The sequence below is a fragment of the Actinokineospora bangkokensis genome, from assembly GCF_001940455.1.
Taxonomy (GTDB): Bacteria; Actinomycetota; Actinomycetes; order Mycobacteriales; family Pseudonocardiaceae; genus Actinokineospora; species Actinokineospora bangkokensis.
Map to the genome: position 1 here is coordinate 82202 of NZ_MKQR01000007.1, position 23671 is coordinate 105872.

The following is a 23671-nucleotide window of genomic DNA, read 5'->3' on the forward strand; positions in this document are numbered from 1 at the left end:
CCGCCGACCGGGTGAGGCGCCGACTAGGATCGCCCGCACTTGCCAGGAGGTGGACGGGTGACGCAGGAGCAGGGGAACACCATCGCGGGCGGGCCCCGGGTGGTCGCGAGCCGGTACGCGATCCTCAACGAGCTCGGCCGCGGCGGCATGGGCGTGGTGTGGCTGGCCGAGGACCGGATGATCGGCCGCAACGTGGCCATCAAGGAGCTGCACCTGCCCGAGGGCGTCCCGCACGACGAGCGCAAGGTCTTCGAGGAGCGGGTGCTCCGCGAGGCGCGCACGGCGGGCAGGCTCAACGACCCCGCGGTGGTCACGGTGTACGACGTGGTGCAGGAGTCCGGCGCCACCTACATCGTCATGGAGCTGATCCAGGCGCCCACCCTGTCCGACGTGGTCAAGGAGCGCGGGCCGCTGCCCCCCGAGCAGGTCGCCACCCTCGCCGAGCAGCTGCTCTCCGCGCTGGAGGCCGCGCACCAGGCCGGGGTCGTGCACCGCGACGTCAAGCCCAGCAACATCATGCTGGCCCGCAACAGCCGGGTGAAGCTCACCGACTTCGGCATCGCCCAGTCCCTCGACGACCCCCGGCTGACCAGCAGCGGCATGCTCATCGGGTCACCGACCTACATGGCCCCCGAGCGCATCCGGGGCGAGGAGGCGTCGGCGGCCTCGGACCTGTGGGCGCTGGGCGCGGTGCTGTTCTTCGCCATCGAGGGCTACTCGCCGTTCGAGCGCACCACCACCGCGGCGACGATGCACGCCATCCTCGCCGAGGTGCCGTACCTGACCAGGGCGCAGGGCGCGCTCGCCTCGATCATCAGCGGCCTGATGAACCCGATGCCGCAGGCCCGGCTCACCGGCGGACAGGTCCGCGGCCTGCTCGCGCACGCGCGGACCATGCCCACCGGGCCGATGACCGGACCGCAGGGGATGGCGCTGCCCACCGCCCAGCACGGCGGACCGCCCACCGGCCAGGTGCCCACCGCGTTCGTCCAGCAGCCCCCGCACGGCGGCACCAGGACGGTGGCCGCGCCGGGGCCGAGGAAGATCGCGCTCAAGCCGGGCGTGCTCGCGGGCCTGGCGGGCGGGTTGGTGGTGCTCGCCCTCATCGGCGGCATCCTGCTCACCAACCTGTTCACCTCCTCGGGCACCGACACCCCGGCCGACCAACCCGCCCAGGCGTTCACCTACGGCGGCAAGGGCGACCTGACCGAGTTCGGCCTCTCCGAGGGCTACTGCTCCAACAACAGCCTGCAGAAGGGCGCGGGGTTCTCCTCCTCGTCGACCACCGACTGCGACAAGTCCTTCGTCATCCAGGTCTTCGCCAGCTTCAGCCCGCTGAACTCCAACTACGACCTGGCCTACGACGGCGACCGGCTCAGGGCGGTCGGCGAGAGCTACTGCGGCTGGATGTTCAACACCGAGCGGGTGCTGCCGAGCAAGCGCGACGCGCTGCGCTTCTCCGTGGTGTACCCCTCGCAGGACGAGTGGGGCGGCGACGACAGCTCCAACCACACGATCTCCTGCGTGCTGTCGGCCAAGACCGGGGGCCAGCTCACCGGCACCCAGGTGAAGGCCTACGACGAGTGATGCGGCGGGTGACCCGGCGGTAGGGTTCCCCCATGGGAGTCGCCCGCGACGAGCGCGCCGCGCTGTGCACACTGTTCACCGAGGTCGGGCCGGACGCGCCCACGCTGTGCGGCGGGTGGCTCACCCGCGACCTCGCCGCGCACCTGGTGGTGCGCGAGCGCAGGCTCGACGCCGCGCCGGGCATCCTGCTGCCCCCGCTGGCGGGCCACCTGGCGAAGGTCACCGCCTCCTACACCCGCCGCCCCTGGGCCGAGCTGGTCGACCTGGTGCGCGTCGGCCCGCCGGCCTGGTCGCCGTTCAAGCCGCTCGACGAGCTGATCAACACCACCGAGTTCTTCGTCCACCACGAGGACGTGCGCCGCGGCGGTGCCGAGTGGGAGCCCCGCCCGGCCGACCCGCGCCGCGACGGCGCCCTCTGGTCCACCCTCGGGCGCCAGGGCAAGGTGCTGCTGCGCAAGAGCCCCGTCGGGGTGAAGCTGCGCTCGGGCGACCGCGAGCTGGTCGCCAAGAAGGGGCCCGACGAGGTGACCCTGGTGGGCGAGCCCGGCGAGATCCTGCTGTTCGCCTTCGGCCGCGACAAGGCCGCCGTGACCTTCGAGGGCAGCGACGCCTCCGTCGCCGCCGTCAAGGGCATGCCCCGGGGCTTCTAGCGGCGCGGGCAGAAGTCCTCCGGTCGGGCGGTGGCGCGGGCGGACTTCCTCCACACCGGCCCGCTCGCGGCGCAGGATTTCGATCTTCGCCGCGCCGGGCCGCCGCGGCGGGTCCGCGCCGGGCACGACCGCGCGGCGGCCCGGCGCCGGAGGTGCAGGTGGGGAACGGCGGGAACCGGGCGAGCAGGTAGCGTTCTCCCCATGACCGCATGCCCCACCGCCGCCCCGGGACGGCCGTTCGGACGGGTGCTGACCGCCATGGCCACCCCGTTCACCGCCGCCGGGGCCCTGGACCTGGACCGGGCCCAGGCGCTCGCCGAGCACCTGGTCGAGCTCGGCAACGACGGGTTGATCGTCAACGGCACCACCGGCGAGTCGCCCACCACCACCGACCAGGAGAAGGCCGACCTGGTCCGGGCCGTGGTGGCCGCCGTGGGCGACCGGGCGACCGTGGTCGGGTCGGTGGGCACCTACGACACCGCGCACAGCGTGCACCTGGCCCGCGCGGCCGAGGCGGCCGGGGCGCACGGGCTGCTGGTCGTCACCCCCTACTACTCCCGGCCGCCGCAGGCGGGGCTGCTGGCGCACTTCACCGCCGTGGCCGACGCCACCGGCCTGCCCGTCATGCTCTACGACATCCCGCCGCGCTCGGTCGTGCCCATCGAGGTCGACACCCTGCGCAGGCTGGCCGAGCACCCGCGCATCCAGGCGGTCAAGGACGCCAAGGGCGACCTGTACGCGGGCGCCCAGGTGATCGCGAGCACCGACCTGGCCTACTACTCCGGCGACGACGCGCTCAACCTGCCGTGGCTGTCGCTGGGCGGCGTCGGCTGCGTCAGCGTGGTGGGGCACGTCGTCGCGGGCAGGCTGCGGTCCATGGTGGACAGCTACGACAGCGGTGACGTCACCAGCGCCCGCAACATCCACAACGGACTGCTGCCGGTGCTGCGGGCGTTCAGCCGGGTCGGCGGGGTGATCTTCGCCAAGGCCGCGCTGCGGCTGCGCGGCCAGGACGCGGGCGACCCGCGGCTGCCGCTGGTGCCCGCCACCGCCGAGCAGCTCACCGCCATCGCGGGCGACCTGGCCGAGGCGGGCGTGCCGCTGGCCGAGAGCCCCCAGCAGCACCTGGCGGGGGCCCGCATCGCGCACGCCGACGCCAACGCCGCCTACATCCCCACGACCACCCACACCAGCGCCGGGACGGTGCACCAGTGAGCCCCAGCAGCCAGCCCAAGTCCGGCAAGTGGCCGACCACCCCGCCGCCCCCGCTGCCCGATGGCGCCCTGCGCGTCGTCGCGCTCGGCGGCATCGGCGAGGTCGGGCGCAACATGACCGTGTTCGAGTACGGCGGCCACCTGCTCATCGTCGACTGCGGGGTGCTCTTCCCCGAGGACCAGCAGCCCGGCGTCGACCTGATCCTGCCCGACTTCCGGGCCATCGAGGACCGGATGGGCGAGATCGACGCCCTGGTCCTCACCCACGGCCACGAGGACCACATCGGCGCGGTGCCGTTCCTGCTGCGCCAGCGCCCCGACCTGCCGGTGGTGGGCTCGCGGTTCACCCTCGCCCTGGTCGCGGCCAAGTGCAAGGAGCACCGGCTCAACCCGGTGCTGCGCGAGGTCAGCGAGGGCGACCGGGTGGCCTACGGCGAGTTCGACTGCGAGTTCTTCGCCGTCAACCACTCCATCCCCGACGCGCTGGCCGTGGCCATCCGCACCCCGGCGGGGGTGGCCCTGCACACCGGGGACATCAAGCTCGACCAGCTGCCCCTCGACGGGCGGCTGACCGACCTGGCGGGCTTCTCCCGGCTCGGCGACGAGGGCGTCGACCTGTTCTTGGTCGACTCCACCAACGCCGAGGTGCCCGGCTTCGTCATCTCCGAGCGCGAGATCGGCCCGGTGCTCGACGGGGTCATCGCCCGCGCCGACCAGCGGGTGATCGTCGCCTGCTTCGCCAGCCACGTGCACCGCGTCCAGCAGGTGCTCGACGTCGCCGTCGCGCACGGCCGCCGGGTCGCCCTGGTGGGCCGCTCGATGGTGCGCAACATGGGCATCGCCGCCGACCTGGGCCTGCTCAACGTCCCGGCGGGGCTGCTGGTCAACCTCGACGAGGCGATGGCCATGCCCGAGGAGCAGGTCCTGTTCGTCTCCACCGGCTCGCAGGGCGAACCGCTGTCCGCCCTGTCCAGGATGGCCCGCGGCGAGCACCGGCAGATCTCCATCCGCCCCGGCGACACCGTCGTGCTGGCCAGCTCCCTCATCCCGGGCAACGAGAACGCCGTCTTCGGCGTGGTCAACGGCCTGGTCCGGCTCGGCGCCGAGGTCGTGCACCAGGGCAACGCCAAGGTGCACGTCTCCGGCCACGCCCCCGCGGGCGAGCTGCTGTTCCTCTACAACGCCGTGCGCCCCAGCAACGTCATGCCCGTGCACGGCGAGTGGCGCCACCTGCGCGCCAACGCCGCCCTGGCGGTCAAGACCGGTGTCCCCGAGGACCACGTCGTCATCGCCGAGGACGGCGTGGTGGTCGACATGGTCGACGGCCGGGCCGCGATCTCCGGGCGGGTCGACGTGGGGCACGTCTACGTCGACGGCCTGTCCGTCGGCGACGTGGGCGAGTCCACGCTGTCGGACCGGCTGGTGCTGGGCGAGGGCGGGTTCATCGCGATCACGGTGGTGGTGGAGTCCGCGACCGGGCGGGCGGTGTCGCCGCCGACGATCTCCGGGCGCGGCTTCTCCGACGACCCCAAGGCGCTGGACGCGGTGGTGTCGCTGGTGGAGATGGAGCTGTCGCACACCGAGAGCGAGGGCATCACCGACACCCACCGGATCGCGCAGTCGGTGCGGCGGGTCGTGGGGCGCTGGGTCGCGGACACCTACCGGCGGCGGCCGATGATCGTGCCCACGGTCATCCCTGTGTGAGGTGCCCTGGGGGGTGTGTCGCCCCCCGGACCAAGCACAACCACCGCATCGAGCACCCCCGTAACCGGCCGCCGGTTGCGGGGGTGGTTGCGTTGGGGGCAGGGAGAAGGACAGCGGGTGGCTGGGGGGTGGGGGTGCGGACAGGGCCGGCTTGGGTGGCTAGCGCTTGGCAGCGGCGATGACCACGGCGACGGTGGCCGCGGCCAGTTGGCGGAGGAGGGCGTTGCGGGCCCTGCGCTGGTCTCGGGTGCTGGACATGGGGTGACCCCCTTCACGGGTCCGGGTTCACGTGATGGGTGCATCGCGTGGGTCCCGGGATCCGTGACGGGGGTCACCCTGGGTGTCGTGCTGCTGTCAGGTCAGGAGACCACTGAGGGGGCCTGGCCGTTGGTGGAGGCGGGCAGGAGGGACGCCCGGTCGCCGGGCATGGGGGTGAACTTCTGGGCGTCGGCGTCGAGCATGAGCAGGGTGCCGGTGGGGATGTCGAAGAACAGGCCCACCAGGCGCACGTCCGCGTCGCGGACGTCCTGGATCTGCTTGAGGGATTCGAGCTGGACGGCGACGTTCACCATGGCGAGCTGGTCGACCTCGGACCAGCCGTCCTCGGCGGCGGCGGTGCCGAGGGGGTGGCCCGCCCGCCACTTGCTGACGCTGTCGGAGGCCCAGCGCAGCCAGCGGCCCACCGCGCCGTCGATGGCGTCGGAGGACAGGGCGGCGGTCATCGCGCCGCAGCGGGAGTGGCCGCAGACGACGATGGTGGGCACGCCCAGGTTGACCACCGCGTACTGCACGGCGGCGTGCACCGACTCGTCCTCGGAGTCCGGGCCGGGCACCAGGTTGCCGACGTTGCGGATGGTGAACAGGTCACCAGGGCCGGAGGTGGTGATCACGTTCGGCACGATCCGGGAATCGGCGCAGGTGAGGAACAGCGCGTGCGGGGCCTGCGAGGCGGCCAGCTTCTCCAGCTGCGGGCGCACCAGCGGCGCGCTGCGCCGGTGGTACTCGCGGGCACCGGCGACCAGCGGGTCGCGGCGCTCCTGCACCGGGATCTCCGGCTCCTCGTCCTGCCACTGCGACCAGGCCAGGAAGATCCGGTTGCCCGGCTTGTGCTGCTCCTTGGCCGCGGTGGTGCCGGGGCCGCCGATCTCCTCGACGACGACGGTGCCGCCCTGGCCGACGTGGGTGGCCCGCCAGGTGGCCAGGTGCTCGTAGGCGGCGTGGTCGAGGTAGTCGACCACCAGCTCCACGGTCACGTGGGCGCCGCTGGGGACCTGGGCGAGCACCCGGGAGAGCCGGGGCACCGACAGGAAGCTCAGCGTGCCCTCGACGATGACCGAGTAGTGGTTGGGCTCCTCGTCCTCCTCGACGCGGACCCGGGCCCACACGACGCGGCGCAGCATGCCCAGCACGGCCACGGCCACGCCGATCAGCACGCCCTCAAGCAGGTTCAGGAACACCACGCCGAGCACGGTGATGACGTAGACGTGCAGTTCGCCGTGCTTGCGGGCGACGCGCATGTCCGCGACCTTCACCAGCTGGATGCCGATGTGCACCAGCAGACCGGCCAGCGCGGCCATGGGCACCTGCTCCACCAGGCCGACCAGCAGCGCGGTGAACAGCAGCACCCACACGCCGTGCAGGATCGCCGAGGCGCGGGTGCGCGCGCCGACCCGGACGTTGGTCGAGGAGCGGACGATGACGCCGGTGATGGGCAGGCCGCCCAGCATGCCGGAGCCCAGGTTGCCCGCGCCCTGGCCGATCAGCTCGCGGTCGAGGTTGGAGCGGTGGCCCTCGCGCATCTTGTCGACCGAGACGGCCGAGAGCAGGCTCTCGACGCTGGCGATGATGGTCATGGTGACGACGCCGAGGGCGAACGCGCCCCACTGCCCGCTTTCGGGCAGGGTCGGCAGCGTGATCGCGGACAGCGGGTTGTCCGGCAGGTCGACGCGCGCGAGGGTCAGCGCGGCGAGCGAGGCGATGGCGGTGACGAGCGTGATGGCCACCAGCGGGCCGGGGATCGCCCGGACCTTGGGCGGCAGCTTCGGCCAGATGAGCAGCAGGGCGATCACGCCGAGGCCGATGAAGGCGGCGGGGCCGTGCAGGTTCACCAGCTGGCTCGGCAGCTCGGAGATGTTCTCCCAGGCGCTGGACCCGGCGGCGCCGCCGAGCAGGACGTGCAGCTGGCCCAGGACGATGGTGACGCCGATGCCCGCGAGCATCGCGTGCACGACGGTGGGGGAGATGGCCAGCGCGGCGCGGCCGACGCGGCAGGCGCCGAGCAGCAGTTGCAGCGCGCCTGCGAGGACGGTGATGAGGCAGGTGGTCGTCCAGCCGAACTGGTCGACCAGCCCGGCGACGACGACGGTCAGCCCGGCCGCGGGGCCGCTGACCGTGAGGGGGGAACCGCCGAGCGACCCGGCGACGATGCCGCCGACGACGGCGGCGATGAGCCCGGCCATGACCGGGGCGCCCGACGCCGCGGCGATGCCCAGCGAGAGCGGGACGGCGACGAGGAACACGACCAACGAAGCGGGGACGTCGTGGCGGGCGTCCCGCTTCAGCCACGTCCCGATGCCGCCCTGCGGCGGGGCGTGGGCGTCGGTGCGTGCTGCACCCATGGGGGTACCTCCTGAGCTTGCGGTGTCAGTGGTTGCTGTGCGTCGTTGCACGGGCTGCGAGTGACCGTGTGCACATCGTGACGAAGATGACACAGGGTGCCGCGTTCGTCGAGTAAACGGATCTTTACCCACGGAGGTTCCGGTTCGGCACATCTCCGGCCAGTATTCACCCCATTGGCCCAATGGAGTGTGTTCCAGCTCTCAGAAGTGTAGCCGTTCTTTTGTGACGGTCACGCAAACAAACGTGCGGCTGACAAGGCAACTCCGGCGCACCCCGGGGTCGGCGTGCCGCCATTCGCAACTTGCAACAACCACTGACTGAGTGATTGCCCTTCCTTTACCTTCACCGTCGGTAGACGCGGGCCTCCCACGGTCGCAGCTCGGGTCCGCCACCCGGGTGGTTCCCCAGCACCAACGTGGCCTCCCACCAGGGGAAACCGAGGTCGGGGCGCTGCGGCTCGACGCCGAAGTTGGCCAGCACCAGCAGCGTCGAACCGGCATGTGAACGCGAGAAGGCATACACGTTCGGGTCATTCGGGAGGAGCAGCTCGAAATCGCCGTGCACGACCGTCGGATCCGAGTGGCGCAACTCGATGAGCGCGCGGTAGTGGTGGTACACCGAATCTGCGTCGGCTCGCGCTGCGGCCGCGTTCACCTCGTGGTAGTTCGGATTCACCGGGAGCCACGGCGTGCCCGTGGTGAATCCCGCGTGCGCCGACCCGTCCCACTGCACGGGCGTCCTGGCGTTGTCCCGGCTCATCGCGCGCAGCCCGGGCAGCGCCGCGTCGCCCGCGAGCGCGTGGTGGTTCACCGACTCGATGTCGCGGAACTGCTCGCCGGAGGTGAACGGGTAGTTGGTCATCCCGATCTCCTCGCCCTGGTAGACGTAGGGCGTGCCGCGGTGCAGGTGCAGCACCGTGGCGAGGAGCTTGGCCGAGCGCACCCGGTGCTCGCCGTCGTCGCCGAAGCGCGAGACCACCCGCGGCTGGTCGTGGTTGTTCCAGTAGAGGCTGTTCCACCCCACGTCCGCGAGCCCGGCCTGCCAGCGCCCGAACGACGCCTTGAGGTCGCGCAGGTCCAGCCCGCGCACGTCCCACTTGGACGGGCCCTGGTCGAGCTGCACGTGCTCGAACTGGAAGACCATGTCGACCTCGCCGCGCGCCGGGTCGGTGAGCAGCCGCGCCTGGTCGACGGTCACCCCGGGCATCTCCCCGACGGTCATCGTGCGGCCCTGGTAGTGGGCGAAGACCTCGCGGTGCATCTCCTGCAGGAACTCGTGCAACCGGGGCCCGTGCAGGTAGTGGGCGGACCCGTCGCCCCCGGGGCCGTCGGGCAGCGCGGTGTCCTTGGAGATCATGTTGATGACGTCCATGCGGAACCCGTCCACGCCGCGGTCGAGCCACCACCGCATCATCGCGTGCACCGCGGCCCGCACCTCGGGGTTCTCCCAGTTGAGGTCGGGTTGCTTGCGGGAGAACAGGTGCAGGTAGTACTCACCGGTGGCCTCGTCCAGCTCCCACGCGGGGCCGGAGAAGAACGACGTCCAGTTCGTCGGCTCGGCCCCCGGCGCGCCCGCCGCCATGCCCTCCCGCGCAGGCCGCCACCAGTACCAGTCGCGCTTGGGGTTGTCCCGGCTCGACCGCGACTCGACGAACCACGGGTGCTCGTCGGAGGTGTGGTTGACCACCAGGTCCATCACCAGCTTCATGCCGCGGGCGTGCACGGCGGCCAGCAGCCGGTCGAAGTCGGCCAGGGTGCCGAAGGTGGGGTCGATGTCCTGGTAGTCGCTGATGTCGTAGCCGTTGTCGTCCTGCGGCGAGGGGTACACCGGCGACAGCCACACCACGTCCACGCCCAGCTCCGCCAGGTGGTCGAGCTTGGACTCCACCCCGCGCAGGTCGCCGACGCCGTCGCCGTCGGAGTCGGCGAAGCTGCGGGGGTAGACCTGGTACACCACAGCGCTCTTCCACCAGGGTTCGCTCATGCCCCCAGTGAACAGGGGCCCCGGGCGGTCCGCACCCGCCCGGGGCCCCGCGGTGGGTCAGGCGGTCTGCAGGGTCAGCCCGTACCGGCCCAGGATCTCGTTCACCGGCTGGTACCAGGTCTCGCCGCCGGAGGAGCAGTTGCCCCAGCCGCCGGAGGTCACGCCCTGGGCCTGGTCGCCGCTGATGAACGACCCGCCGGAGTCGCCCGGCTCGGCGCACACGCTGGTCTTGGTCATCTGGTAGACCGCGCCCTGGCTGTAGTTCACGGTCTCGTTCTTGGCCAGGACGGTGCCGCAGTGCCAGTGGGTCGTGGACCCGGAGCGGCAGATGGACGCGCCGACCGGGGCCTCGTTCGACCCGCGCACCAGCTGGTCGGACACCGCGCCCCAGCCCAGGACGACGGGCACGGTCCACCAACCGCCGCCCACCGGCACGTAGGCCATGTCGTCGCCGGGGAACTGCGAGGCGGCGAAGTTGCCGATCCGGGAGCCGTCCCACCCCGTCACCGACGCGCCCGCGCCGCCGCAGTGCCCGGCGCTGACGAACCCGCCGTGCACCGAGAAGCCGATGGAGCAGCGCACGTTGCCGTTGATGTAGTACGGGTCGCCGCCGACGGTGCCCGCGGCGAACGTCGTGGGCTTCTGACCACTTCGGACGGACACCGGCGCGACGGCCCCCGCCCGGGCCAGGAACGCGTCCACGTCGGCGCCCGGGGTGTTCACGGTGACCTCGACGGTGCCCGATCGTGGGTCGGTGCGCCACCCGCTCACGCCTGCGGGTGCGGCGAGGCCGTCAACGGCGGCCTTGGCCCGGTCCAACTCCGCCGCGGAGCGCGTGGCGGTGGTCGTCTCCGCGCCGGTGGCGCGCACCGCGGCCGCGGCGGACTGGTCGGTCAGGGCCACGACGAGCCTGCCGGAGCGGGGGTCGAACCACGAGCCGCCGTAGCTGCTGCCCGCGGCGGCCTTCGCGGGGCCCTCGACCGCGGCGGCCACCCGCTCCTGGTCGAGCCGGGCCACCGCCTGCTCGGCGGTGAGCCCGAAGGCCTGCTGCACGGCGGGCACCAGGCCGGTGGAGTACGCGGGCACGGCCGTCGCGGGGGACGCCGCGACGGCCGTCAGCGCGCCCGCGACCAGGGCTCCGGACGCGGCGGCGCGCGCCAGGGTCGTTCGCATCATGGGGGTTGCCTCTTTTCCTCAGCAGGGTGAGAGGAGGGGAGAGCGCGCTCACCTGCGAGGATGGTTAGCCGTTCACCAACCGGTCAAGCGCCGTTGCCGGGAATGGACCAGACCAATCCGAGTCGTTGCCCGAAAACCCCGGAGTCGGCCCCCGCCCCTGGACGGACCGGTCTGCGCCTGCGGGGTGGACTTGCACGTCAACGGCGGAAAATGAGGCTTCAACCTCTCGGTCGTCGGCCTACCGCGGTGCGGGCTTCCACGGGCTCGTGGCCGTCGTCGGCCGCGTCGGGTCGTGGAAGGCGGGCAGGTCCGGCTCGTCCGGGCGCAGCGGCACCAGGCCGTCGGTGATGGCCTGCATGATCCGCTTGTGCGCGCGCATCGCGTCGCCGGGCTTGGTGGCCGACAGGTCGGACAGGTCGACCTCGCCGCCGAAGTGCACCTTGAACACCGGGCGCCTGCGCACCGCCCGCAGGAACGAGGTCACCAGCGGTTTGACATCCTGCCACCCGCCGACCGACTCGGTCCCCCAGTACACCGCCTCGTGCGCGCCCCACTGGCTGATCGTCACCACCGGTACCCGACCGCCCAGCGCCATCCTGGCCACCCCGGTCTTGCCCTTCTCCGGCCACATCCCCGGGTCCAGGGTCACCCGGCCCTCGGGGTAGACCAGCAGCGGCACCTTGGCCGTCTTGAGCGTGTCCACCGCGACGGTGAACGCGTCGAGCACGGTGGCCTTGCCCCGGTCCACCCGCAGGTGGCCGCTGCGGCGCAGCAACCAGCCGACCACCGGGGCGTCGAGCAGGCCCGCGGTGAGCATGAAGCGGGGCAGGAAGCCCTGGGTCTTCGCCGCGGCCATGAGCACCATCGGGTCGAACATGCCGATGTGGTTGGCCGCCACCAGCACGGGCTTGCCGACCAGGTGGGCCGGGAACTCGCCGGTGACCTCCAGCCTGCCCACCCCGCGCACCAGCAGCCGGTCGACCACGTTGAGCGCCCGCCAGACCACCGGGGTGTCGGAGATCGCCCTCCTCCGGCGTGTCGGCTCGTCCACGTCGCCCCGCAGCGCAACCATGGCCGAAGCATGGCACGGCCCAGGTCAGCCGGGTCCGGCAGGGTTGCCGCGCGCCCGGCCGCCGGGCCACGGGACGCCTGCGCCGCACGTTGCGCGGGTGAAAGCCGGGGCAGGCGGGGCTGGTGCGACTACCGTGGGGGCATGTCCAGCCGCTCCACGACGCCCAAGAGCACCGGGAACAGCCGCGCGCGGGCGTCCGCGGGCGGCTCGCGCAAGCCCGCCGGGTCCACCACCCGCGCGGGTGGCGCCAAGTCCGGCACCAGGACCACCCCGGCGCGGTCGAGCGCCCGCAAGGCGCCCGCCCGCAAGGCGCCGCCGCCCCCGCCGGGCAAGGGCGTCATCGCGACGATCTGGGGTGGGCTGGCCAAGGGGGTCGGCTCGCTGGCCCGCGCCATCGGGCGCACCAAGGAGCTCGACCCGGCGCACCGCCGCGACGGCGTCGCCTTCGGCCTGATCGCCCTCGGCCTCGTCCTCGGCGCGGCGGTGTACTGGCACGCCGCGGGCGTGGTCGGCCTGGGCCTGGAGATCGGCGTGCGCACGGTGTTCGGCGCGCTGTCGGTGGCCGTGCCGCCCGCGCTGTTCGTCGTCGGCGTCATCCTCATGCGCACCGACCCGCAGCCGGACAAGCGCCCCCGCTACGCCGTGGGCACCCTGCTCGTCGTGCTCGCGCTGCTGGGCGTGCTGCACGTGTTCGACGGCCAGCCCACCGACAACGACGGCCGCATGCACGCCGGGGGCGCGCTGGGCTACTTCTCCGGCGGCCTGCTGGCCAAGGGCGTCACCGCCTGGGTCGCGATCCCGGTGCTGGTGCTGGTGCTCGGCTTCGGCGTGCTGGTGTTCACCGGCACCCCGGTGCGCGAGATCCCCACCCGGCTGCGCGAGCTGGGCCGCGACCCCGAGGACGACGAGGTCGAGCACCTCGGCATCGACGAGTTCGACCTCGGTGGCGACGACCTGGCCGAGCCGCCGCTCAAGCCCCGCAAGCCGCGCGCCAGGAAGGCCGACCCCGCCGAGGACCCCGCGCAGACCCTCGCGCTGGAACCGCCGCCGACCGAGCCCGCCCCGGCCAAGCCGCGCACCAGGCCCGCCCAGGTCAAGGAGACCCCGCAGGTCACCGAGGCGCCGCGCGACCCGGACACCATCACCGTCACCCGCGTCGTCGACGGCGACTACCGGCTGCCCGACCCGGGGCTGCTGGTCGCGGGCGACGCGCCCAAGGCCCGGTCCAAGGCCAACGACGCGATGATCGAGGCCATCACCGGCGTGCTGGAGCAGTTCAACGTCGACGCCCAGGTCACCGGCTTCACCCGCGGCCCGACGGTCACCCGCTACGAGGTGGAGCTGGGCCCGGGGGTCAAGGTCGAGAAGATCACCGCGCTCACCAAGAACATCGCCTACGCGGTGGCCACCGACAACGTCCGGCTGCTCGCGCCCATCCCGGGCAAGTCCGCGGTGGGCATCGAGGTGCCCAACGCCGACCGCGAGATGGTCCGCCTCGGCGACGTGCTGCGCTCGACCACCGCCGTGGGCGACGGGCACCCCATGGTGGTCGGCCTGGGCAAGGACATCGAGGGCCACATGATCACGGCCAACCTGGCCAAGATGCCGCACCTGCTGTGCGCGGGCTCCACCGGCTCCGGCAAGTCCAGCTTCGTCAACTCGATGCTCGTCTCGCTGCTGGCCAGGGCCACCCCGGACGAGGTCAGGATGATCCTCATCGACCCGAAGATGGTCGAGCTGACCCCCTACGAGGGCATCCCGCACCTGATCACCCCCATCATCACCCAGCCCAAGAAGGCCGCGGCGGCGCTGAGCTGGCTGGTGGAGGAGATGGAGCAGCGCTACCAGGACATGCAGGCCAACCGGGTGCGCCACATCGACGACTTCAACAAGAAGGTGAAGTCCGGCGAGATCACCGCCCCGCCCGGCAGCGAGCGCGAGTACCGGCCCTACCCCTACATCCTGGCCATCGTCGACGAGCTGGCCGACCTGATGATGACCGCCCCGCGCGACGTCGAGGACGCCATCGTCCGGATCACCCAGAAGGCCCGCGCCGCGGGCATCCACCTGGTGCTGGCCACCCAGCGCCCGTCGGTGGACGTGGTCACCGGCCTGATCAAGACCAACGTGCCGTCCCGGCTGGCCTTCGCCACCTCGTCGCTGACCGACTCCCGGGTCATCCTCGACCAGCCGGGCGCGGAGAAGCTCATCGGCATGGGCGACGGGCTCTACCTGCCGATGGGCGCCTCCAAGCCGGTGCGCGTGCAGGGCGCCTACGTCTCCGACGAGGAGATCATGTCCGTCGTCGCCTTCACCAAGGAGCAGGCGCAGCCGGACTACACCGACGGCGTCACCTCGGCCAAGGCGGGCGAGGCCAAGGAGATCGACCCCGACATCGGCGACGACCTGGACCTGCTGCTCCAGGCCACCGAGCTGATCGTCACCTCCCAGTTCGGCTCCACCTCGATGCTCCAGCGCAAGCTGCGGGTCGGCTTCGCCAAGGCGGGCAGGCTGATGGACCTGCTGGAGACCCGCGGCGTGGTGGGCCCCTCGGAGGGGTCCAAGGCCCGCGACGTGCTCATCAAGCCCGACGAGCTCGACGGGGTGCTCTACACCATCCGGGGCGGTGGGCCGGTGTCGGTGGCCGACGACGAGGACGGGGAGTGACCGGGGCGGGCCCCCAGGTCTCGATGGCATAACGGGAGAGCGGGTTTCCGTCACCCGGACGTCGTAGTGGGCGACCAACACCACGACGTCTCCGGAAGGACAGCCCCGTGACCCCCGACGACTACTACACGACCTCGGCGGCGGTGGATTTCCCGTGGGGGATCTTCATCGCCGTCATGCTGATCTCCCTGGTGTTCGCCGTCATCGGCGTCATCGCCCTGTGGAAGGTCTTCACCAAGGCGGGCGAGCCCGGCTGGGCCGCGATCGTCCCGATCTACAACACCGTCGTGCTGCTCAAGATCGCGGGCAAGCCGTGGTGGTGGCTCTTCCTGTTCCTCATCCCGGTCGCCAACATCGTCTTCCTGGTGCTCACCTACGCGGGCGTGGCCAGGGCGTTCGGCCGGGGCACCGGCTTCGTGGTGCTGATGGTGTTCCTGCCGTTCATCGCCTTCCTCGTCCTCGGCTTCGGCGACTCGCGCTACGTGGGCCCGGGCGGGGCGGGCCACCAGTACGGGAACCCCGGCGCGCCGCAGGGCTACCAGCCGCAGGGGTACCAGCAGGGCGGCTACCAGCAGGGCGGATACCCGCAGCAGGGCTACCAGCAGGGCGGCTACCCCCAGCGGGGCGGCTACCCGCAGCAGCAGGGCTACCCCCAGCAGGGCGGCTACGGCCAGCAGGGCGGTTACCCGCAGCAGGGCGGGTACGGCCGGGGCTGACCGCTGTCGTCCCGGACCGGGTCGGGCGCGCCCGCGCCACCCGGTCCGGGGGTGGCGCCCCACGAACAGGTGGCGCGCCGTGCAACCGGGCCCCGGCGCGAGTACGTCTTCACGGCATGAGGACCGTCGGTCTCGTCATCGCCGTGCTGCTGCTCGCCGCCTGCGGGCAGACCGCCACCGGGTCGCCCCTGCCCTCCGCGCCCGCCACCCCCGCCCCCAACGCGGGCGAGGAGTTCACCGTCGAGCGGGGCAAGGCCGTGACCCTGGCCGCGGGCGGCCCCCAGGTGGGCTACGCCCGGCTCGTGCAGGACAGCCGCTGCCCCCAGGGCAAGCAGTGCGTGTGGGAGGGCGACGCCACCGTCGAGGTGACCGTCGACGGCCGCGCCGCCGAACTGCACACCAGCGACCGCTTCGCCACCAGCGCCCAGGTCGGGCGGTCCACCGTCCGCCTGGTCCGCCTGGACGTCCCCGGCACCATCGCGACGCTGGTGGTGACCGGGGCGTGAGCGCCCCGGCCCCCACCCGGCCTCAGTTGTTGCCGAACTGGCGGACGGCGGCGTAGTAGACGTTCGCCGTCGCCTCGCAGGTCGAGCTGCCCGCGCAGATGGTGTAGAGGTCGGACTTGAAGTTGTTGTCGATGCGCAGGCGGTTCGACTCGGTGAACCGGCTCTGCTTCTTGTAGTTGCGGTAGCCGAAGTCGTGCCGGTAGCAGGCCTTGACGAAGTTCCAGCCGAACGGGTTGTCCGGGGAGTTGGAGCAGCCGTCGGACGACCAGTCGAGCTGGGAGGCGTAGGGCCGCGCCGCGCGGGTGCTCTGGAACGTCGACAGGCTCTGGCTGAACAGGTAGGTGTCGGTGGTCGACTGGAGCTGCGACTGGCTCAGGTCGGCGGACGCGGTGCCCGCGCCCAGGACGAGCGCCACCGCGGCGACGGCCGAGGCGACGGCACCGCGCTGGGCGCGGCGCAGGGGGGAGGTGGCCACGGTGACTCCTCGCGGAGAGTGGGGAAATCCGGCCCCCCATTGATCCCACCGCCGACCACGCCCCGGGAACCCCGCCGGACCCCTGTCCGGGCGGCCCCGCCCACTACCGCCGCGGCCCCACCCACTACAGCTTGAGCAGCATGCGGGTGTTGCCGAGGGTGTTGGGCTTGACGTACTCCAGGTCGAGGAACTCGGCCACGCCCTCGTCCATCGACCGGCGCATCTCCTGGTACACCTCGTCGGTGACCGGGGTCCCGTCGATCTCGACGAACCCGTGCCGGGCGAAGAAGTCGGTCTCGAAGGTCAGCACGAAGATCCGCTGCAACCCCAGCTCGCGCGCCACCGCGATGAGCTGCTCGGCCAGCGCGTGCCCCACCCCGTACCCCTTGGCCTCGGGCAGCACCGCGATCGTGCGGATCTCGGCGATGTCCTCCCACAGCACGTGCAGGGCCCCGCACCCCACCAGCCGCCCGTCCAGCTCCGCGACCCAGAACTCCTGGATGTCCTCGTACAGGGTCACCCAGGGCTTGGCCAGCAGCACCTTCCCGACGTAGGTGTCGATCACGGCCTTCATGTCCCGGACGTCGGTGGTCCTGGCCCTGCGCACGAGCGGTTTCACAAACCGCCAATCTAGTTGTGCGCGCGCCGCCACGACCCGCGGGAGGGCGGTGTCGCCCACCACGTGCCCGCCGCCCGCCCGGTTCGTCCCGCGTGCCGGGCCCGGACAGCGCTCCGCCCCGGTCGCGGCCGGGGCGGAGGGGGTCTCAGCGGATCCAGGGGACCCAGACGGTCCAGTCGTACCAGTCGGTGCCCGGCAGAGGGGGACGGGTGGTCGTCGTCGCCGGGGGCTTCGTGGTCGTCGCCGGGGGCTTGGGCGTAGTGGTCTGCACCGGCGGCTTGGTTGTGGTCGCCGGGGGCTTCGGCGTGGTGGTCTGCACCGGGGGCTTGGTGGTGGTGACCGGAGGCTTGGGCACCGTCGTCGGCTGCGTGGCGCCGGGGAGCTGCACACCGGGCACCTGGACACCGGGGAGCTGGACGCCCGGGACCTGCACGCCCGGCGCCACCGGCACCGTCACCGGCGGCACGGCGACCGGGGGGACGTTCACGCCGGGCAGCTTGCCCGCCTGCGGGGCCACCGTCGAGCCCGCCGCCGACAGGACGGCGCCGGGGTCGTGGACCGCGCCCGCGCGGACGTCGACGCCCGGGGGCGGGGACGCCGGGTTGGGCGGCGGGATGAGGGTGGGGGGCTGGGTCACGCCGCGGTCGTACGTGGTGGTCATCGTCAGGACCGAGCGCACGTAGTCGTCGGAGTGGTTGTAGCGGAAGATCGCCCGCGCCGCGTCCATCGGGTTCGACATGTCCGTGCCGCCCGCGCAGAGGAAGCGGGCGGCGGTGGCGGCCGCGTCGTAGAGGTTGTTCGGGTCGGCGGTGCCGTCCCCGCTGCCGTCGACGCCGTAGGTCTCCCACGTGGCGGGGATGAACTGCATCGGGCCCACCGCGCGGTCCCACTGGTCGTCGCCGTCCCAGCGGCCGTGGTCGGTGTCGGCGACCTGCGCGGTGCCGGTGCCGTCGAGCACCGGGCCCAGGATCGGGGTCAGGGTGCGCCCGGTGGCGTCCACGGCGCCGCCCGCGGCGTGGTCGGACTCGACCCGGCCGATGGCCGCCAGCACCGTCCACCGGACCTTGCAGCCCGGCTGGGTGGCCCGCAGCAGCTGCTCGGCGCGCGCGTAGGCGAGCTTGGCCACCTCGGGCATGTCCGCCTCGGTGAGGTCGAGGTCGACCGTCGGCCACTGCGGGGCGGGCACGTCCTGGCCCTCGACCACCGCGTCGACCAGCGCCGGGCTGAGGTTGGGGTCGGTGGGCATCGAGCCGTCCACGGCGAGCACGCTCAGCGACGCGGGCACCGGCACCGACAGCTCCGGCGGCACGGCCTGCACCCCGGTCATCCCGGGCAGCTGGACGCCGTCACCGGTCGTGGCGACCAGGACGATCGCCACCGGGACGACGACGGCCGCGGTGGCCGGGATCGCGCGCTTCTTGCGGTGCTTACCCCTGGGCATGGCGTGGAGCTCCCACTGGTCAGCCGACGATGAGCCCCGTCACTCTGCACCATCGGAGGCCGATCCTGTTAGTCACGATTGAACCTGGTCGCAAACCCGGTGGTGACCGATGAACCACTCATCCGGGTTTTGTACCTGACGGACAGTTTTGGCACGCCTCACCCGTCGAACTCCGCCACCAGCGCCGCCGGCGCGCGCAACCGCCACGCCTCCAGCAGGACGTCCGCGAGCCCGTCGAGGTCCACCGCGGCCATCCTGACCAGGACCGACGCGTACCCGTCGTAGTGCGCGGTCGTGAAGAACCGGTCCGGGTCGGCCGCGATGAGCGCGTGCTTCTCGGACTCGTCGGCCACCACCACCAGCAGGCTGCCGTCGCCGCGCAGCCGGGCGAACAGCTTGCCGCCCACCCGGAAGCCCGGGGTCCCGTAGGAGGGCTTCTCGCTCGTGCCGGGCAGGGCCAGCGCGGCCCGGCGCACGTCGTCCTCGGTCACCACCCCGCCGATTGTCACGCGGTGACAGGGCCGGGCGCGATCCGGGGGCGCAACCCGGCGGTTACCCTGTCGTCGTGCCTTCTCCGTCCACATCCCGCCGTGTCGCCATGCTCACCCTCGGCTGCGCCCGCAACGAGGTCGACTCCGAGGAGTTGGCGGGCAGGCTCGCCGGTGGCGGCTGGGAGCTGGTGGACGGCGAGGCCGACCCCGACGTCATCGTCGTGAACACCTGCGGGTTCGTCGAGTCGGCCAAGAAGGACTCCGTCGACACCCTGCTCGCCGCTGCCGACACCGGCGCCAAGGTCGTCGCGGTGGGCTGCATGGCCGAGCGCTACGGCACCGAGCTGGCCGAGAGCCTGCCGGAGGCCAGCGCCGTGCTGGGCTTCGACCACTACCCCGACCTGGCCGAGCGGCTGGGCGACGTGGTGGCCGGGCACGCGGTCGCCTCGCACGTCCCGGTGGACCGGCGCACCCTGCTGCCGATCAGCCCGGTCGAGCGCCAGCAGGCCGCCGCCGAGGTCACCGTCCCCGGGCACGCCTGGGGCCCGCGGATCGAGCGCAAGCGCCTCGACGACGCCCCGGTCGCCTCGCTCAAGATCGCTTCCGGCTGCGACCGGCGCTGCTCGTTCTGCGCCATCCCCAGCTTCCGCGGCTCGTTCGTCTCCCGGCTGCCCGACGAGGTCGTCGCCGAGGGCGCCTGGCTGGCCGCCCAGGGCGTGCGCGAGCTGGTCCTGGTCAGCGAGAACTCCACCTCCTACGGCAAGGACCTCGGCCGCGAGCACGCGGGCGACCGCGCGCTGGAGGCGGTGCTGACCCGGCTCGCCGCGATCCCCGGCATCGACCGGGTGCGGGTGTCCTACCTCCAGCCCGCCGAGACCCGGCCGAACCTGGTGCGCGCGATCGCCACCACGCCCGGGGTGGCGGACTACTTCGACATGTCGTTCCAGCACTCCAGCCAGCCCGTGCTGCGCCGGATGCGCCGCTTCGGCGACACCGACTCCTTCCTCAAGCTCGTCGGCCAGATCCGCGAGCACGCCCCCGCCGCGGGCATCCGGTCGAACTTCATCGTGGGCTTCCCCGGGGAGACCGAGGAGGACTTCGCCGAGCTGGTCCGCTTCGTCACCGAGGCGCGGCTGGACGCGGTCGGGGTGTTCGGCTACTCCGACGAGGACGGCACCGAGGCCGAGGACCTGCCGGGCAAGCTCGACGCCGACACCGTCGCCGCCCGGGTCGCGCGGCTGTCCGACCTGGTCGAGGAGCTGACCGCGCAGCGCGCCGAGGAGCGCGTCGGGTCCGAGGTCGTCGTGCTGGTGGAGCGCCTGGAGTCCGAGGAGGACGACTGCGCGGGCCGCGCCGCCCACCAGGCCCCCGAGGTCGACGGTGAGTGCGTGCTCGTCGCGGGCGGGCCGGTCGAGGTCGACGACCTGGCCGTCGGTGACCTGGTGCGCTGCCGGGTGGTCGACAGCGAGGGCGTCGACCTGCTGGTGGAACCGCTGGAGCTGCTGCCGCGCACCGCACCGGGCCCGGCGTGAGCCGGGCGGCCGGCGGGCCGGGCGACGCCGTGCCCGCGGTGACCGAGGTGGAGTGCACCGAGGTCCCGCCGGAGCAGGCGGCCGCGCTGGTGGCCGAGCCGGTCGCCGCCCCGGACCCCGGACCGCGCCAGCCCGCGCTGCCCGAGCCGACGCACGTCCCGGTGCTCAACATCGCCAACCTGCTCACCGTGTCGCGGCTGGTGCTGGTGCCGGTGTTCCTGCTGGCCCTGTTCACCGACGGCGGCACCGACCCGTTCTGGCGGCTGGTGGCGTTCGTGGTGTTCGCCGTCGCCTCGGTCACCGACCACGTCGACGGCAGGCTGGCCCGCAAGCACGGCCTCATCACCGACTTCGGCAAGATCGCGGACCCGATCGCGGACAAGGCGCTCACCGGGTCGGCGCTGGTGGGGCTGAGCCTGCTCGGCGACCTGCCGTGGTGGGTGACGCTGGTCATCGCCGTGCGCGAGGTCGGGGTGACCCTGCTGCGGTTCTGGGTCATCCGCCACGGCGTCATCCCGGCCAGCCGTGGCGGCAAGGCCAAGACCCTGGCGCAGGTGGTGGCCATCGGCTTCTTCCTGCTCCCGCTGCCCGCCTGGGTCGGCCCGGTGAACTGGGCGATCATGGCGGTGGCCCTGGTGCTCACCGTCGTCACCGGCGTGGACTACGTGGTGCGGGCGGTCCGGCTGCGGGCCAGGGGCAAGCGGGCGCTGGCCCCGTGAGCGGGCTGCTGGCCGGGCTGGACCCCGAGCTGCCCCGGTCCGTCGTCGCGGCCCTGCGGGCGCGCGGGGAGACCGTCGCCACCGCCGAGTCGCTGACCGCGGGGCTCGTCACGGCCGCGCTCACCGCCGTGCCCGGCTCCAGCGCCGTCGTCCGCGGCGGGGTCGTGGTGTACGCCACAGAGCTCAAGGCGGAGCTGGCCGGGGTCGACCCGGCGCTGCTGGCCGAGCGCGGCCCGGTGGACCCGGACGTCGCCCGCGCCCTCGCCGCGGGCGCCCGCGCCCGCTGCGGCGCCACCTACGGCCTGGGCCTGACCGGGGTCGCGGGCCCGGACCCGCAGGACGGCGCACCGGTCGGGACGGTGCACGTCGCGCTGGTCGGGCCGGGGTTCGGCGAGGTGGTCAGCCCGCTGTTCAGCGGCGGGCGGGAGGCGATCCGGACCGCTGCGGTGCGTGCCGCCCTTGACCTGGTCGCGGTCCGGCTCGGTACCCTCCAGGGGTGAGGTGCTGCTCACTGTCGGTGGCCGAGCGGGCGCGATCCGTGCCGGGAGCGGGTGCGGTACCCCGGGAACACCCGGGGTTCACCACTCGTTCGCTCTTGGCGGACTACCCGTGAAGCCGCTGCGCCGTGGCGGTGCCTCTCGGTAACGTTGTCCGCAGGACAGCCAGGTGCGGCCGCCGCTCCGAACAGGGGAGGCGGGGGTACCCGGACTTCACGTCCGCCGAGGAAGGGAGGTGCGCGATGACCGTGCTGTTGCGCGAGGCGATCGGTGATCGGCTCCGACACGCCCGCACCAACCAGCAGCGCACGCTGCGGGAGGTCTCGCGCTCCGCGCGCGTGAGCCTGGGCTACCTCTCCGAAGTGGAGCGGGGGCGCAAGGAGGCCTCCAGCGAGCTGCTGGCCGCCATCTGCGACGCCCTGGAGCTGCCGCTGTCGGAACTGCTGCACAACGTGGCCTCGGACATCGGGGCGCTCACCGCGGTGGCCGACGCCGTGCCCGAGCGCGTGGGCGGCGAGCCGCTCGACGAGCGCCGGGAGCCGCGCGAGCGGGAGACCGCGGCGCGCGCGAGCGCCGAGGGCGGCAGGCTGGTGCCCGCCGTCGTCGGGGAGAACCTCGCCGACCTGCGGTTGCAGCCGGTGCTGCACCACCGCATCGACTCGTCGCTGGGCGGGACCAGGGCCGGGGCGGTCTTCGCCGCCTGAGCCCGACCGCGACCCAGCCCGATCACGACCCAGCCGGACCGACCCGCAGCGGGCCCGGGAGCGCCACCGCGCTCCCGGGCCCGCTGCGTCCCGGTGGGCACGTCCCCGGTCCAGGGGTGCCGCGCGTCTCGGTTCACCGTCGATTCCGCCGTTCGCCGGGCGCGCGGGCGATCATCGGTGAGAATGGCGGCTGTGGCTGGCGCGCCGGGCGGCGGGCCCCGGGGCGGCTCAGGGTGAACCCTGAAATGCGCCGGGTCCTGTGGAACCGTCCCGGCGCACCTGACACGATGGTGAGCACAAGCCCGGTGCCCGCGGGCCCGCCGGAACCCGCGGCGGCGCCGGGACGTTGCCCTTTCGCGGCCGTCGTGGTCCTGAGTGCGGCAGCGGGCCCCCTCCCCAGGGGGCCGAACCAGTGGACCGGGAAGCACGGAGAAGGCAGGCGGAGGAGATGGCCAACCCGTTCGTGAAGTTCTGGAAGTACCTGATGGCGTCGTTCTCGTCGAAGATCGACGAGCACGCCGACCCGAAGGTGCAGATCCAGCAGGCCATCGAGGAGGCGCAGCGCCAGCACCAGGCGCTCTCGCAGCAGGCAGCCTCCGTGATCGGCAACCAGCGCCAGCTGGAGATGAAGCTCAACCGCCAGCTCGGCGACGTCGAGAAGCTCCAGTCCTCGGCCCGCCAGGCGCTGGTGCTGGCCGACGAGGCGCGGTCCAAGGGCGACGACGCCAAGGCCACCCAGTTCGAGCAGGCGGCGCAGTCCTTCGCCACCCAGCTGGTGACCGCCGAGCAGGGCATCGAGGACCTCAAGACGCTGCACGACCAGGCGCTGCAGGCCGCCGCGCAGGCCAAGCAGGCCGTCGAGCGCAACGCCATGGTGCTCCAGCAGAAGCTGGCCGAGCGCACCAAGCTGCTCAGCCAGCTCGAGCAGGCCAAGATGCAGGAGCAGGTGTCCAAGTCGCTCAACCAGATGAGCGAGCTGGCCGCCCCGGGCAACACCCCCTCGCTGGACGAGGTGCGCGACAAGATCGAGAAGCGCTACACCACGGCGCTGGGCTCGGCGGAGCTGGCGCAGAACTCCGTCCAGGGCCGGATGATGGAGGTCCAGGCCTCCACCACCGAGATGGCGGGCCAGTCCCGGCTCGACCAGATCCGCGCGTCGATGGCGGGCGGCCCGGTCGCGGGCCAGGTCACCAGCGGGTCCAGCTCGGCGCCCACGGCCAACATCCAGGCCGAGATCGCCCAGCGGGTCGCCCAGGAGCAGAAGGCGAACCCGCAGGCGGGCGCCTGAGCGGGACGAGG

At 72.8% G+C, this 23671-nt stretch carries 20 protein-coding genes; 12 read left to right on the forward strand and 8 right to left on the reverse strand.

All coding sequences use genetic code 11. The annotated features are described in order from the left end of the window. Window positions 1–57 precede the first annotated feature (57 nt). From BJP25_RS04675 to BJP25_RS04690, 4 genes are all read left to right on the forward strand, one after another. Window positions 58–1587, forward strand: a complete 1530-nt coding sequence (locus tag BJP25_RS04675; RefSeq protein ID WP_075973533.1) for a serine/threonine-protein kinase — start codon at window positions 58–60, stop codon at window positions 1585–1587. A gap of 32 nt (window positions 1588–1619) precedes the next feature. Continuing rightward, the gene (locus tag BJP25_RS04680; protein WP_075973534.1) at window positions 1620–2237 is read left to right on the forward strand and encodes a TIGR03085 family metal-binding protein; all 618 of its coding nucleotides are present in this window, start codon (window positions 1620–1622) and stop codon (window positions 2235–2237) included. Between the two features lie 201 nt (window positions 2238–2438). Continuing rightward, on the forward strand, window positions 2439–3452 hold the full coding sequence (gene dapA / locus BJP25_RS04685; RefSeq protein WP_075973535.1) for a 4-hydroxy-tetrahydrodipicolinate synthase: 1014 nt from the start codon (window positions 2439–2441) through the stop codon (window positions 3450–3452). Beyond that, window positions 3449–5155 (forward strand): ribonuclease J, encoded by a 1707-nt coding sequence (locus BJP25_RS04690; RefSeq protein ID WP_075973536.1) that lies wholly within the window; start codon window positions 3449–3451, stop codon window positions 5153–5155. Before dapA ends, BJP25_RS04690 begins: the two co-directional genes overlap by 4 nt. A 359-nt stretch (window positions 5156–5514) precedes the next feature. Here the strand turns inward: BJP25_RS04690 and BJP25_RS04695 are convergent, their stop codons facing one another. The 4 genes from BJP25_RS04695 to BJP25_RS04710 all read right to left on the reverse strand — a co-directional run bounded on the left by BJP25_RS04695 (window position 5515) and on the right by BJP25_RS04710 (window position 12005). Then, window positions 5515–7773: a SulP family inorganic anion transporter gene (locus tag BJP25_RS04695; protein ID WP_075973537.1), complete on the reverse strand. Its 2259-nt coding sequence runs from the start codon at window positions 7771–7773 to the stop codon at window positions 5515–5517. A gap of 343 nt (window positions 7774–8116) precedes the next feature. After that, window positions 8117–9757 carry a glycoside hydrolase family 13 protein gene (locus BJP25_RS04700; RefSeq protein ID WP_075973538.1) on the reverse strand — a complete coding sequence of 547 codons (1641 nt, stop codon included), beginning with the start codon at window positions 9755–9757 and terminating at the stop codon, window positions 8117–8119. A gap of 57 nt (window positions 9758–9814) precedes the next feature. After that, window positions 9815–10930 (reverse strand): S1 family peptidase, encoded by a 1116-nt coding sequence (locus BJP25_RS04705; protein ID WP_143218926.1) that lies wholly within the window; start codon window positions 10928–10930, stop codon window positions 9815–9817. Between the two features lie 241 nt (window positions 10931–11171). Beyond that, on the reverse strand, window positions 11172–12005 hold the full coding sequence (locus tag BJP25_RS04710) for a lysophospholipid acyltransferase family protein (RefSeq protein ID WP_075973540.1): 834 nt from the start codon (window positions 12003–12005) through the stop codon (window positions 11172–11174). 141 nt (window positions 12006–12146) lie between these two features. Here BJP25_RS04710 and BJP25_RS04715 point away from each other — a divergent pair, with 141 nt between their 5' ends. The 3 genes from BJP25_RS04715 (at window position 12147) to BJP25_RS04725 (ending at window position 15894) form a co-directional block, all read left to right on the forward strand. Continuing rightward, entirely contained in the window at window positions 12147–14672 is a 2526-nt protein-coding gene (locus BJP25_RS04715) for an FtsK/SpoIIIE family DNA translocase (protein ID WP_075973541.1), read from the forward strand. A 107-nt stretch (window positions 14673–14779) separates the two neighbouring features. Continuing rightward, entirely contained in the window at window positions 14780–15388 is a 609-nt protein-coding gene (locus tag BJP25_RS34500) for a DUF5684 domain-containing protein (RefSeq protein ID WP_075973542.1), read from the forward strand. 116 nt (window positions 15389–15504) lie between these two features. Beyond that, window positions 15505–15894, forward strand: a complete 390-nt coding sequence (locus BJP25_RS04725; protein WP_075973543.1) for a hypothetical protein — start codon at window positions 15505–15507, stop codon at window positions 15892–15894. Window positions 15895–15916: 22 nt separating this feature from the next. Here BJP25_RS04725 and BJP25_RS04730 read toward each other — a convergent pair whose 3' ends face one another. The 4 genes from BJP25_RS04730 to BJP25_RS04745 all read right to left on the reverse strand — a co-directional run bounded on the left by BJP25_RS04730 (window position 15917) and on the right by BJP25_RS04745 (window position 18923). Further along, window positions 15917–16369, reverse strand: a complete 453-nt coding sequence (locus tag BJP25_RS04730) for a phospholipase (protein ID WP_233157913.1) — start codon at window positions 16367–16369, stop codon at window positions 15917–15919. A 124-nt stretch (window positions 16370–16493) separates the two neighbouring features. Continuing rightward, window positions 16494–16988 (reverse strand): amino-acid N-acetyltransferase, encoded by a 495-nt coding sequence (locus tag BJP25_RS04735; RefSeq protein ID WP_075973544.1) that lies wholly within the window; start codon window positions 16986–16988, stop codon window positions 16494–16496. A gap of 145 nt (window positions 16989–17133) precedes the next feature. Continuing rightward, entirely contained in the window at window positions 17134–18429 is a 1296-nt protein-coding gene (locus BJP25_RS04740) for a lytic transglycosylase domain-containing protein (protein WP_075973545.1), read from the reverse strand. 158 nt (window positions 18430–18587) lie between these two features. Next, window positions 18588–18923: an MmcQ/YjbR family DNA-binding protein gene (locus tag BJP25_RS04745; protein WP_075973546.1), complete on the reverse strand. Its 336-nt coding sequence runs from the start codon at window positions 18921–18923 to the stop codon at window positions 18588–18590. A gap of 71 nt (window positions 18924–18994) precedes the next feature. Between BJP25_RS04745 and rimO the strand changes: the two genes are divergently transcribed. The 5 genes from rimO (at window position 18995) to BJP25_RS04770 (ending at window position 23660) form a co-directional block, all read left to right on the forward strand. Beyond that, on the forward strand, window positions 18995–20452 hold the full coding sequence (rimO, locus tag BJP25_RS04750) for a 30S ribosomal protein S12 methylthiotransferase RimO (protein WP_233157914.1): 1458 nt from the start codon (window positions 18995–18997) through the stop codon (window positions 20450–20452). Window positions 20453–20538: 86 nt separating this feature from the next. Next, the gene (gene pgsA / locus BJP25_RS04755; protein WP_075974071.1) at window positions 20539–21171 is read left to right on the forward strand and encodes a CDP-diacylglycerol--glycerol-3-phosphate 3-phosphatidyltransferase; all 633 of its coding nucleotides are present in this window, start codon (window positions 20539–20541) and stop codon (window positions 21169–21171) included. Then, a complete protein-coding gene (locus BJP25_RS04760; protein ID WP_084793686.1) occupies window positions 21168–21671 on the forward strand; it encodes a CinA family protein in 504 nt (167 codons plus the stop codon). The genes pgsA and BJP25_RS04760 overlap by 4 nt, the downstream gene beginning before the upstream one ends. Before the next feature lie 239 nt (window positions 21672–21910). Beyond that, window positions 21911–22372 carry a helix-turn-helix domain-containing protein gene (locus tag BJP25_RS04765; RefSeq protein WP_075973548.1) on the forward strand — a complete coding sequence of 154 codons (462 nt, stop codon included), beginning with the start codon at window positions 21911–21913 and terminating at the stop codon, window positions 22370–22372. A gap of 448 nt (window positions 22373–22820) precedes the next feature. Continuing rightward, window positions 22821–23660 carry a PspA/IM30 family protein gene (locus BJP25_RS04770; RefSeq protein WP_075973549.1) on the forward strand — a complete coding sequence of 280 codons (840 nt, stop codon included), beginning with the start codon at window positions 22821–22823 and terminating at the stop codon, window positions 23658–23660. Window positions 23661–23671 lie beyond the last annotated feature (11 nt).

Bases quoted from the DNA above. Each gene is read 5' to 3' on its own strand.
- BJP25_RS04710 (WP_075973540.1), bottom strand. From the start codon at position 12,005: ATGGTTGCGCTGCGGGGCGACGTGGACGAGCCGACACGCCGGAGGAGG.
- dapA (WP_075973535.1), top strand. From the start codon at position 2,439: ATGACCGCATGCCCCACCGCCGCCCCGGGACGGCCGTTCGGACGGGTG.
- BJP25_RS04705 (WP_143218926.1), bottom strand. From the start codon at position 10,930: ATGCGAACGACCCTGGCGCGCGCCGCCGCGTCCGGAGCCCTGGTCGCG.
- BJP25_RS04765 (WP_075973548.1), top strand. From the start codon at position 21,911: ATGACCGTGCTGTTGCGCGAGGCGATCGGTGATCGGCTCCGACACGCC.
- BJP25_RS04700 (WP_075973538.1), bottom strand. From the start codon at position 9,757: ATGAGCGAACCCTGGTGGAAGAGCGCTGTGGTGTACCAGGTCTACCCC.
- BJP25_RS04695 (WP_075973537.1), bottom strand. From the start codon at position 7,773: ATGGGTGCAGCACGCACCGACGCCCACGCCCCGCCGCAGGGCGGCATC.
- BJP25_RS04740 (WP_075973545.1), bottom strand. From the start codon at position 18,429: ATGCCCAGGGGTAAGCACCGCAAGAAGCGCGCGATCCCGGCCACCGCG.
- BJP25_RS04770 (WP_075973549.1), top strand. From the start codon at position 22,821: ATGGCCAACCCGTTCGTGAAGTTCTGGAAGTACCTGATGGCGTCGTTC.
- BJP25_RS04715 (WP_075973541.1), top strand. From the start codon at position 12,147: ATGTCCAGCCGCTCCACGACGCCCAAGAGCACCGGGAACAGCCGCGCG.
- BJP25_RS04725 (WP_075973543.1), top strand. From the start codon at position 15,505: ATGAGGACCGTCGGTCTCGTCATCGCCGTGCTGCTGCTCGCCGCCTGC.
- BJP25_RS04680 (WP_075973534.1), top strand. From the start codon at position 1,620: ATGGGAGTCGCCCGCGACGAGCGCGCCGCGCTGTGCACACTGTTCACC.